The sequence below is a fragment of the Burkholderia sp. PU8-34 genome (assembly GCF_053427725.1).
In genome coordinates this window covers 55,497-66,621 of sequence record NZ_JBSAXC010000026.1, presented here as the reverse complement: position 1 = coordinate 66,621, position 11,125 = coordinate 55,497, and the positions used below count along the sequence as shown (strand labels likewise).

At 63.3% G+C, this 11,125-nt stretch carries 8 protein-coding genes and 2 pseudogenes; 7 read left to right on the top strand and 3 right to left on the bottom strand.

Annotation, left to right across the window (positions count from 1 at the left end):
* The first annotated feature begins 363 nt into the window (after nucleotides 1–363).
* The 3 genes from ACV22Z_RS33825 (at nucleotide 364) to ACV22Z_RS33815 (ending at nucleotide 3,918) form a co-directional block, all read left to right on the top strand.
* On the top strand, nucleotides 364–1,794 hold the full coding sequence (locus tag ACV22Z_RS33825) for an aminotransferase-like domain-containing protein (RefSeq protein ID WP_448080601.1): 1,431 nt from the start codon (nucleotides 364–366) through the stop codon (nucleotides 1,792–1,794).
* Between the two features lie 137 nt (nucleotides 1,795–1,931).
* Entirely contained in the window at nucleotides 1,932–2,954 is a 1,023-nt protein-coding gene (locus tag ACV22Z_RS33820; protein WP_448080600.1) for a class I fructose-bisphosphate aldolase, read from the top strand.
* Between the two features lie 340 nt (nucleotides 2,955–3,294).
* Nucleotides 3,295–3,918: a hypothetical protein gene (locus tag ACV22Z_RS33815; RefSeq protein ID WP_448080599.1), complete on the top strand. Its 624-nt coding sequence runs from the start codon at nucleotides 3,295–3,297 to the stop codon at nucleotides 3,916–3,918.
* A 122-nt stretch (nucleotides 3,919–4,040) separates the two neighbouring features.
* Here the strand turns inward: ACV22Z_RS33815 and ACV22Z_RS33810 are convergent, their stop codons facing one another.
* The gene (locus ACV22Z_RS33810) at nucleotides 4,041–4,919 is read right to left on the bottom strand and encodes a MurR/RpiR family transcriptional regulator (RefSeq protein ID WP_448080598.1); all 879 of its coding nucleotides are present in this window, start codon (nucleotides 4,917–4,919) and stop codon (nucleotides 4,041–4,043) included.
* Between the two features lie 363 nt (nucleotides 4,920–5,282).
* On the opposite strand from ACV22Z_RS33810, the gene ggt reads away from it, so the two are divergent.
* Nucleotides 5,283–7,034, top strand: coding sequence for a gamma-glutamyltransferase (gene ggt / locus ACV22Z_RS33805; protein ID WP_448080597.1), 1,752 nt, complete (start codon nucleotides 5,283–5,285; stop codon nucleotides 7,032–7,034).
* Nucleotides 7,035–7,202: 168 nt separating this feature from the next.
* Complete coding sequence (locus tag ACV22Z_RS33800) at nucleotides 7,203–8,510, top strand: dicarboxylate/amino acid:cation symporter (protein ID WP_448080596.1); 1,308 nt, start codon at nucleotides 7,203–7,205, stop codon at nucleotides 8,508–8,510.
* Between the two features lie 203 nt (nucleotides 8,511–8,713).
* On the opposite strand, the gene ACV22Z_RS33795 is transcribed toward ACV22Z_RS33800, so the two are convergent.
* The gene (locus ACV22Z_RS33795) at nucleotides 8,714–9,865 is read right to left on the bottom strand and encodes an AAA family ATPase (protein WP_448080595.1); all 1,152 of its coding nucleotides are present in this window, start codon (nucleotides 9,863–9,865) and stop codon (nucleotides 8,714–8,716) included.
* A gap of 602 nt (nucleotides 9,866–10,467) precedes the next feature.
* Here ACV22Z_RS33795 and ACV22Z_RS33790 point away from each other — a divergent pair.
* Together ACV22Z_RS33790 and ACV22Z_RS33785 are read left to right on the top strand one after the other, a co-directional pair.
* Nucleotides 10,468–10,743, top strand: coding sequence for a DUF1488 domain-containing protein (locus ACV22Z_RS33790; RefSeq protein WP_448080594.1), 276 nt, complete (start codon nucleotides 10,468–10,470; stop codon nucleotides 10,741–10,743).
* A 99-nt stretch (nucleotides 10,744–10,842) separates the two neighbouring features.
* Nucleotides 10,843–10,980: pseudogene (locus ACV22Z_RS33785) on the top strand (Hsp20/alpha crystallin family protein); the annotation flags it as partial.
* On the opposite strand, the pseudogene ACV22Z_RS33780 reads toward ACV22Z_RS33785, so the two are convergent.
* Nucleotides 10,968–11,114, bottom strand: a pseudogene (locus ACV22Z_RS33780) (Acg family FMN-binding oxidoreductase); the annotation flags it as partial. The pseudogenes ACV22Z_RS33785 and ACV22Z_RS33780 overlap by 13 nt on opposite strands.
* Nucleotides 11,115–11,125 lie beyond the last annotated feature (11 nt).

Below are 11,125 nucleotides of genomic sequence, written 5' to 3'. Positions count from 1 at the left end.
AGGAGGATTGGAGATGCAGGCTGCATTGGCGGCACTGCCGAACAGATTGAGGGCGATCGCAGCCGCGAGGCCCGCGACGAGGGTCTTCGTTTTCACGCTGAGTGATCCTGGGTGAGATGGGGACGCCGGCAGACAAGATCCGGCGCGAACGCGCAGGACCACGGATCAGCCGTCGGGCAGCGTGAATTCCGTATCGAATGGACGTCGGGTGAACAGAAGGCGAGAGGATGCCTGCGAACCGGGCGTATGAAAAGGATCAGAGCCCGTTAAAAACGAGCAGATCAGACAAGAAGACGGGGTCCTGTGGGAGAGTCACCGTGCTACTCTTTTTTTGAACGCCACACGGAGGAGACAGGGACAGGCATGAAGCGTTACGCGGCACTGGCAAAGACGATAGCCGATGCGATCCGGCGCGGCGATCTGATGCCCGGTGCGCGCATTCCGACCGTTCGCGCCGCCAGCCAGGCTTACCAGGTGAGTCCGGCGACTGTCTTTCGCGCGTATTACCTGCTCGAGAGCGAGGGCCTGATCGTCGCGCGGCCGCGTTCCGGCTATTTCGTGTCCGATGTCGGCGTCAAGCGCGTGCGATCGAGTCACGCTGCACCTCGCAACGTGTCTGCTGCCCCCAATATGTCAGGTGTCGTGGACGACGTGCTGCTCAGGCTGACGGATGCAATCAAGCGCGAGGATGTCGTCGCACTGGGCTCGACGTTCGCCAGCTATTCGCTGTTCCCGATGAGCAGTCTGTGGCGATGCGTGACGTCGGTGACACGCAGCATGAACCGTACGCGGATGCTGTCCGGGTTCCCGCCCGGCGATGAAGGGCTGCGCCGGCAGATCGCGCTGCGTTACCTGATCACGGGTGCCGCGTTGCCGATGGACGAGATCGTCATCACGACAGGCGCGCTGGAAGCGCTGACGCTCAGCCTGCAGGCGCTTGCGCGTCCGGGCGACATGGTCGCGATCGAACGTCCGGCGTTCCATGCAGCATTGCAAGCGGTGCAACGCCTTCATCTGAAGGCCGTGGAAATTCCGGTCGATCCGCTCACGGGGCTCGACCTCGACGCGCTCGCCGAGGCGCTCGACCGGTATCCGATCCGCGCATGCTGGTTCATGACGTCGTTCCACAACCCGACCGGCGCAACGTTGTCCGACGAGCGAAAGCGTGCGCTGATCGATCTGCTCGCCGCGCATCGGGTGCCGCTGATCGAAGACGACGTCTATGGCGAACTGTACTTCGGGGCCGCACCGGTGCGCCCGGCCAAGCTGTACGACGATAGCGGGCTCGTGCTGCATTGCGGGTCGTTTTCGAAATGCCTGGCGCCGGGTTTCAGAATCGGCTGGGTCGCGGCGGGGCGTTACGTCCATCAGATCAGACAGGCGAAAAACGTTGCCGCGCCGGCGGCCGATGTGGCTGCGCAACTGGCCATTTCGAACTATCTGCGCGAAGGCGGATACGACCGATTCCTGCGCAAGCTGCGGCATAACCTCGCCGCGCACCAGGCGCAGATGCTGGCGGCTGTCCGCGAGTATTTTCCGCAGGGAACGGAAGTGTTTGCCCCGGACGGCGGCTACTTCCTGTGGATCGAATTGCCGCCGCGCGTGGATGCACTGCGCCTGTTCGGAGCCGCGATGGAGAACGGCATCACCCTCGCGCCGGGGCCGATATTTTCCGCGACCGGCGGATTCCGTCGTTACGTGCGGCTCAACTACGGCCGTCCGTGGACGTCTGCCGTGGAGAACGCGATGCAGACCATCGGTACGCTCGCGGCGCGGCAGCGGCATGCAAGCTAGCACGACAAATGCAGTGCGCGGTTGTTGTTCGACGCGTGCCTTGCATTCCGACTGTGTGGCGACCAAGAATGAGGAACAAAGGGCGCGCTGCGACGCGCATCGAGCGGCAGACAACGCCGCATGCAAGGGAGGACGACATGAACAACGGAAACGAACTGCAGGCGACGGTTCAGGCACTCGTCCAGGATGGCAAAGGCCTGCTGGCGGCCGACGAAAGCGGACCGACCATCGCGAAGCGCTTCAAGACGATTGCGGTCGAATCGACTGAGGAGAACCGACGCGCGTGGCGCAGCCTGCTGCTGACGACGCCGGGCCTCGGTGAATTCATCAGCGGCGTCATTCTGTATGAAGAGACGTTGGGACAATGCGCCGACAACGGTACGCCGTTGCCTGAAGTCGCGCAGCGCCAGCGTATCGTGCCCGGCATCAAGGTCGACGCCGGCAAGATTCCGCTTGCGCACGCGCCGGGCGACGAAATCACGCAGGGGCTCGACGGGCTCGCGAAGCGCATCGACGGCTACCGTCAGCAGGGCGCGCGTTTCGCGAAATGGCGCGCGGTGTACAACGTGTCCGGCACGTTGCCGAGCCGCCTGGCGATCGACGCGAACGCCGAAGCGCTCGCACGTTATGCGGCGATCTGCCAGGAGGCGGGCATCGTGCCGATCGTCGAACCTGAAGTCCTGATGGACGGCGAGCATTCGATCGAGCGCTGCGCGGAAGTGTCCGACGCCGTGCTGCATGCGGTGTTCGATGCGCTGCATCGTCATCGCGTCGTGCTTGCCCACATGTTGCTCAAGCCCAGCATGGTCGTCCCGGGCAACGCGCACGCAACGCAATCGACGCCCTCGGAGATCGCCGATGCGACGGTTCGCCTGTTGCGCGGTGTCGTGCCGGCCGAAGTGCCCGGCATCTTCTTTTTGTCCGGCGGGCAAACGCCCGAGGAAGCAACGGCCAATCTCGACGCGATGAACCGCATCGCCGGGCGGCCGTGGCTGTTGAGCTTCTCCTATGGACGCGCGCTGCAGGAGCCGCCGCTCGCCGCCTGGAAGGGGCAGGCGGCCAATGTGCGCGACGCGCAGCATGCGTTGCTCGAGCGCGCGCGATTGAACGGTGCGGCATGCCGCGGTCAATACGATGCCGCGATGGAGCGTCAGGCGTGAACGGATTCGTGCGGATTTCAAGCGCGCAGCCGATCACGTCCGTCGTCGAACGATGCGAGTCCTGCTCAACCGGAAAGCCGACGCGCGCGTCACGGTCGAACGCGTTCTGAGCGTGCGCGCCCGGTCGCGGCCTGCTGCGTGCTGCCGCTGCAGACAGTGCGGCTTCGTCGCCTTTCGCGCGCTCGAACACTGTCCGGTTTGCGGTGCGCGGAGCTGGCCGTTCGAAGTGTATCCCGCGCGTTTGCACGATGCGTACGCCGATGGCGAGGTGCGTACGTCCAATCGCTGGTTCGCACGCATCGCGCGTCTGCTTCACGATGCGGCAGTCCATCAGCCTCGCGTGGGGACCGCGCCCGCATTGAGCCTCGTGACGCTCGTATTGGTGTTCGGCGGCTACGTCACGCTCGACAGGTTCTGCAAGGCCGACCCCGTCTGCCGGGCGCAGGAAGGATCAGGCGTGCAGTCGGTGATCGTCGATTTTCCGCCGGCGGTGGACCTCGCGGTGCTTTCAGGCGAGCTGCCGATACCGGAGCAGCCCGCCTTTGCGTTCGGCGCGGCCGATGGAAATCGTCTCGCGCAAGCCGGAGACGGCGGCATGAGCGCGAGCCGGGGTGCGAGCCAGAGCACGAGCCAGAGCACGAGCACGAGCACGAGCCAGAGCACGAGCCAGAGCACGAGCCAGAGCGCGGACCGGGCAGTCGACCGCGCGGAACCCGTTCGCGCGCGACGCGCAACCGCTGCGAGCAAGCCGACGGACATGTATGCCGCGCGTTCATGCGCGAACCGCGCAGAATCCGGCTGCGTGCGCACGCACGGTGGCGCAATCCGCACCGCCAAATTGCAGGGCGGGCATGAACTGCCGCATCAGGCACATGCGATACGTCACGGGGGCGGGCAAACCGAGGGCGTCCGTCGGCTCGCATCGAATGACCTCGACAGGACGAGGCTCTATCACGGGCACTGAGCGCTTGCGGATCGGTGCGCATACGCCGCCGCGCCGCCATTCAAGCGGTCCGGCTCGTGCACAGGCCGTGCAACGCCGATCGTTCGTCGAGCGATGCGCGTTGCCCCTGGCTCAGCCGCCGATCACTCCGGCAGTTCCCGCTGGTTGGCGTCCTGTTCGATACCCGCTGTGTTCAGGTATTCGATCTTTTCCATTCTCTGCTTCGCCAATTCGGGGTGCCGGTTCGTGATGCCGATCACCAGCGCTTCACCGAGTGCAAGCGCGGGGACATTGGTCTGCAGCATCGCGAAAGGGCGCCCCTGGACGCGGAGCACGATCTGCGCGAACTCGCTGACCGGCGACACCCATTCGTCCGTGATCAGTACGATCCGGGCGCCAAGCTGATGGGCGGATCGTGCGAACCGAATGCTGTCCTTCTGATAGCGACGAAAATCGAAAAGGACGAGCACGTCATTGGGGCCCATATCGGCCAATGCAATCGAAGCCAGATTCAGGTTTGGTTCGATGTACTGGACATGTGGCCGAGCGTACGCCAGCGTGAAGGAAAACAAGGCGGCGAGTGGCGCCGTGTAGCGCCCGCCACCGCAGAAGATGCGGACCTCGGGCTTGGCGAGCAGCGTCACGGCTTCGTCGAACGCTGTCGCGTCGAGTCCTTCGATCATCGTTGCCAGCGATCGAGAAAGCCGCTGGAAAATCGCTGAATGACTGTCGCGCATGCTCGATTCGGAATGGAATGCATCCATCCGGGCGAGCGGGGAATTCATCGCGGCATCGATTTCGTTATGCAGCGCTTGCTGGAACGACGAGTAATTGGGAAAGCCGATCCTGACGACGAAGCGAAAGACCGTCGGGTCGCTGACATCCGCGTGCTTTGCAAAGTTGGCAATCGGTCCCAGCCCGAGACTCGGGTATCGATCCAGCAACGCCTGCGCGACCTTCTGTTCCGACGGCGTGAAGCTATCCATCTGGGATAGCAGCAACGCCCTGATGCTTGTCCCCATCGGGCACTCCGACTCTTGCATTTGAATGACGAATGGCAGACATCCGTCTGCTCGCGACTGCACGCATGTTAGCCCATTGGCGTGCAGCGATCCCTGCGGCGTCAAAAAAAGAGGGGCGCATCAGATGCGCAAACAAACCGGACGCCTTCTATGTAATGACTAAAACATTACAACTAAGTCGTCTTTGATGTTTTCGTCGAAAATCAAGTGTTAACCCTAGGTTTTTGGCGAGAAAACCTGCGTGATATGATCGCGGCCTCGCTTGTATGTATCAGGTATTACACGATTGATTCGTGAGGCCGATAAGCCACGAGGTGGCTGCGCATCCCGGCATTGCCTTGTTCTTGTTTGGAGGATTCCGTCATGAGGCGGCTCGCTGTACTCACCCTGTTGTCGGCCATGCATTTGTGCGCGCTAGCCGCTTCGGACCCTGCGGTTGAAGCCAGGAATGGCATGGTCGTTTCTTCGCAGCACCTTGCGTCGGAAATCGGCGTCGAGATCTTGAAGGAGGGTGGCAACGCAGTGGATGCCGCCGTTGCGGTCGGCTACGCGCAGGCCGTGACCAATCCGTGCTGCGGAAACATCGGCGGCGGCGGTTTCATGACCATTCATCTGGCTGACGGTCGTGACCGGTTCATCAATTTCCGCGAAACCGCGCCGGCTGCGGCGTCGGCCAACATGTATGTCGACACGTCGGGCAATGTCCGGCCGGGCGAAAGTCTCTATGGCTATCGCGCGGTCGGCGTGCCGGGAACCGTCGCCGGCCTGGATCTCGCTCAGCGGAAATACGGCAACCTGACGCGCAAGCAGGTGATGGCGCCCGCAATTCGGCTCGCGCGTGACGGCTTCGTGCTGACGCGGGCCGATACGGACATCCTCGACACGACGGTTCAGCGCTTCAAATCGGATCCGGAGGCCGCCCGCATCTTCCTGCGGCCCGATGGCACGCCGCTCCAGCCGGGAGACCGTCTGGTCCAGAAGGATCTGGCACGCACGCTGGAGCGAATCGCGGCGCAGGGGCCCGAGGCGTTCTATCGCGGAGACATTCCGAAGATCGTCGAGGCGGCTTCGAAGCAGGCGGGTGGCGTCATCACGGCCGGCGATTTCGCGTCGTATCGGGCAGAGGACATGGATCCGCTGAAATGTACGTATCGCGGCTATGAGTTCATCTCGGCCGCGCCTCCGAGCTCCGGCGGTGTGACGCTTTGCGAGACGCTGAACGTCCTGGAAGGGTACGACCTGCGCAAGCTTGGCTATCATTCGGCGTCGGCGCTTCATTACATGAGCGAAGCGATGCGGCACGCGTACGAGGATCGCAACACGCTGCTCGGCGATCCCAACTTCATCAGCAATCCGGTCAGCAAGCTGACGAGCAAGGAATACGCAGCGGAAATTCGCAAGCGCATCAGCGGCGATGTGGCGACGGCGTCGGTCGACGTGCAGCCCGGTCTCGGCGTGCACGAGAAGCCGGAGACGACCCACTATTCGATCATCGATCGTTCGGGCAACGCGGTCTCGACCACTTACACGGTCAACGGTCGCTTCGGTGCGGTGGTCATCCCTCCGGGCACGGGCTTCTTCCTGAACGACGAAATGGACGACTTCACCGTGAAGGTCGGCGCGCAGAACCTGTTCGGTCTCGTGCAGGGCACGCGCAACGCGATCGCGCCGGGCAAGCGTCCGCTGTCGTCGATGGCGCCGACCATCGTGAAGAAGGACGGTAAGGTGTTCATGGTGGTCGGGTCGCCGGGCGGCTCGCGCATCATCACGATCACGCTGCAGACGGTGCTGAACGTGATCGACTACGGGATGGCGCCGCAAGACGCGGTCGCTGCGCCGCGCATCCACCAGCAATGGCTGCCCGACGAGGTCTACTACGAGACGTACGGCCTGTCGCCCGACACGCTCGCGATCATGCACAACATGGGCTACAAGATGGTCGAAGAAACGCCGTGGGGCGCGGCAGAGCTGATTCTGGTCGGCCTGCCGGGTACCGAGGCAGCGAGCCGGAAGAGTTCGGGCAACGACTCGTCGGTATCCGGCAATGTCCGGGTCGGCTTCATCTACGGCTACAACGACCCGCGTCGTCCGGCCGGGTCGGCCATCGGTTATTGAGCGTTCGGCGCTGCATCGCCAGGTTACGGCACTCGCGACCTGGCGAAAGTCCGGCCAGAATTTGGCCATTCTATTGCAGTACGAAGTGTTTGCAATGCGCTCCCGCAGCACGGCACGGGAGCGCATGTCTCATCTTTTTTGCACGGTCGGCGTGCATTGAATCTCCGTATGAACAAAAGAAATTCCGCGGCAGTATGGATTCTGATCGCGATGGTGATCGGCATCATCATCGGCTACATGATTTACACGCAGTTTCCCGACAAGAAGGCCGCCGTCGAGATCGCGGGCTACATCTCGCTCGTATCCGATGTGTTCCTGCGCCTGATCAAGATGGTGATCGGGCCGCTGGTGTTCTCGACGCTGGTCGTCGGCATCGCGCACATGGGCGACGCGGCGTCGGTGGGGCGCGTATTCGCGAAGGCGCTCGGCTGGTTCTTCACGGCGTCGTTGACCTCGCTGCTGCTCGGGCTGCTGATGGCAAACGTGCTCCAGCCTGGCCAGCACCTCGGCCTGCCGCTGCCGGACATTGGCGCCACGGCGAATCTGGCGACGTCCAAGTTCACGCTGAAGGACTTCGTTGGCCACATGGTGCCGAAGTCGTTCGCCGAGGCGATGGCCAACAACGAGATCCTGCAGATCGTCGTGTTCTCGATGTTCTTCGGCGTCGCGCTCGCGGCACTCGGTGAGCGCGCGAAGATTCTCGTCGCCGCGATCGAACAGTTGTCGCAGGTCATGCTCAAGATCACCGGCTACGTGATGAAATTCGCACCGTTCGCGGTGCTGGCGGCGATGGCGTCGACCGTTGCGGTCAACGGCTTGTCGATCCTGCTGAAGTTCGCGGTGTTCATGGGCGATTTCTACGTGAGCCTGTTCCTGCTGTGGGCCACGCTCGTTGCGGCCGGACTGCTGTTCCTCGGCCGCCGCGTGTTCAAGCTGCTGGTGCTGATCAAGGAAGCGTTCATGCTTTCGTTCGCGACGGCGAGCTCCGAAGCGGCGTACCCGAAGATCCTCGATGCGCTCGATCGTTTTGGCGTCCGCCGCAAGATTTCGAGCTTCGTGATGCCGATGGGTTATTCGTTCAACCTCGACGGCTCGATGATGTACTGCACGTTCGCGTCGCTGTTCATCGCGCAGGCGTATGGCATTCACCTGTCGCTGGGCACGCAGGTCACGATGCTGCTGATCCTGATGCTGACGTCGAAAGGGATGGCCGGTGTGCCGCGCGCGTCGCTCGTCGTGATCGCGGCGACCCTGCATCAGTTCGACATTCCGGAAGCGGGGCTGCTGCTCATTCTCGGCGTCGACACGTTCCTCGACATGGGGCGCTCGGCGACGAACGCGGTGGGCAATTCGATCGCCAGCGCGGTCGTCGCGAAGTGGGAAGGAGAACTGATGTCGGAGTCCGAGGCCGAAGCGAACGCGGCGCGCCTGGATGCCGTTGCCGATGTGCAGGTGGCGGAGACGGCCAGCGATTGATGCGGCGGTCTGATAAGTGGTGAAAGAAAACGGGAAGCCCTGAACTGCACCCCAAAAGTTGGACCTGGATCCAGCCTTTGGGGTGTTTTTTGATCGACGAACTGCATCTCATTGCGGCGCGCCAGCCGCATCACGAGGAGAAACGGCGCGTCTGGAACACGCCCGGCCACCGCTCGACGATGATGGCGCGCCATGGCAACGCATCAGTTGTCTCTTGCGTGGACTTCCGTCGCGGCGCGCGCTAGCCTCGCGAGCAACGGCCTCCAAAACGCTTCCCCGTCGTAGGCTGCGGGTTCGATCGTGGTATCGAAGCGGATCGCGAGCGCGCGTTCCGCGGCGGTCAACGGTTCTGCCTGCTCGAGCTGGCTGGCGAGTACAGTCGTGTCCGCGTCGGACGCGTCGCAGCCCAAGGCCGCTCTTGCCGAGACCCGTGCAAGAAGCGTCGATGGGTTCGCGACGAAATCCAGGATGATGACCTGCAACCCCAGACGGTGTGCGAGCGAGATGAACGCGGCCCGGTTTCGTTCGCGCAGGAAGGTCGCATCGACGATTGCCGTATGGCCGCTTTCGAGCACGGTCTGCACGTGCACGAGCAAGCGCTCGTAAATCCCGTCGATCGCGGCTACCGAATAGGCCGAAGCCGGCAGCCGGGCTTCTTCAGCCTGGCCGGCGAGGCGCTTGCGCGCTGCGTCGCTCGACAGGCGGATCGCGCCGAGCCGCACGGCGAGCGCACGACTCGCGACCGATTTGCCCGAACCCGACACGCCGTGACAGAGCAGCAGGCATGGCTGCGCGTCACGTGCTCGCGCCGCGATGGCCGTTGCGACACGCAGATAGCGTGCGCGATCGACGGCATCGCCACGCAGCCGGGCCGCCAGCGCACGCACAAGTGCACGGTAGACCATATAGAACGGCAGCACGTCGAGCACCGCATGCGCGTCGAAACGCCGCATGCGCACCACGTACTCCAGCGGATCGTCGCCGGATTGCCGCATGTGCCGATGCTCACGCAACGCGCTGCCGAACGTGCAGCGCCGGCCATGTGCGACGACCGGCCAGACGTCGAGATACAGCGGCGCGGCAAACGGACGATTGAGGGTGCACTCGGCCTGCGCACAACGGCGGCGCTGCGCGAGACGCGTGAGATCGACGAAGCCGAACTTCACCGGCTTGACGATCTTGTACGCGTAGCGCCCTGCGAGATACACAACCGACAGATGAGTCTCGATGCGTCGGATCCGGCCGGCGGGATGAGGGTAGGTGACCGCTCGGCGCAGCGCGCGATCGACACGCAGTGCGTCGCGGCGTGCTTTGCCGCCTCTCAGCGCGAACGGGACGCGGCGCGTGCCGGACATGGCAGGTAAGCGGGCGAAAGCGCATGCAAGGCCGGCCGGCCAGACGGTTGCACAGCCTGAATGCGGTGCATGCGTGGCGGGTCGAACACGAGCTTGAACAGAATGTACAGTGTGCGCACGATTGGCACTCCTGGTCGGGTCGGCGTGCGTCGGAGATACGCGTGCCTACCAACCGAATTCAACCGAACTTCGGCGCATCGCTGCTTGACGTGCGTCAAGCGCGTTCGAGCATGAGGCAGTCGGGAGACGTTGCTGATACCGACGGCTGTTTCGTTAAGCTCAATGCACAGCGGCGGCGCCCGGATCTGGCCAATATCTGGTGCCGACATGCCGCGCAGCAAGGACTCAGCGCTTGACGACGCCTTGCGGGTGTCTCAATGAATGAATCTGAGCGTCACGCATTCTCGCGCGACGAGAGGCGGACGGCATGCTGCAGATGGGCAGGATGGGGATGTGAGCGGTGTCTCGCCAGGCGACAACGTCACGTTTCCGTCGGACGATCGGAACAGGATGCTTGATGCAGGTCAAGCGCGCACGAGCCGTCAAATCTACGCTTTCCGCAACAGCCACCAAACGGCGTGCCGCTGAGTCAGGTGATCATCATGCAGATCTCGTTTCCTGCCGAAAAACCGGAATACTGCGCTCCGGATCTCATTCTGGCCTTTCCGGCGCTCGTCGAGGGCGGTCGCGTTCAGTGTGCGATCACGGCCGAGGCGCTGGAGGATCATTTCGGCGCCGCCTCGCCTCGCGAGCAGGATCTCGCCGACGCCTTCGTGCGCAACCGTCCCGTTATCGAGTCCGTTGCGCGACGGATGCTGGAAGAGGTCGGAGGGCGGCCCGTCCTGCTGCACAGTGGATTCTTCCGGTTCTGTAGCTGACCTGCTCCCTTGCAAGGTTCGTGACGTTGACGCGTATCAAGCGCACGGCGGCACTGGCGGCTACGCTGGATTGCAGCGACGATTGTTCGTCCCTCACGCGAGCCCGATCTTGCGTCGATGAAGATCGATGTCACGGAAAGTGACGGAGCCTATTCCGTGAAAGCGGAACTGCCCGGCGTTGCGAAGGAGGACATCGATGTCCGGGTCACTGGCCGCACAGTGTCGATCAGCTCGCGGTCGAAAGGATCGACGACGGGCAATGCGCGTACCCGATCCGCGCATACCGCGACGGTGTTGCCGTCGATAATGAACCGCCAGGGTTGTGAATTGTGGCTCGATGGTGCCAGTACCGCATGACTCGGCAGCGTCATCAATTGATCGT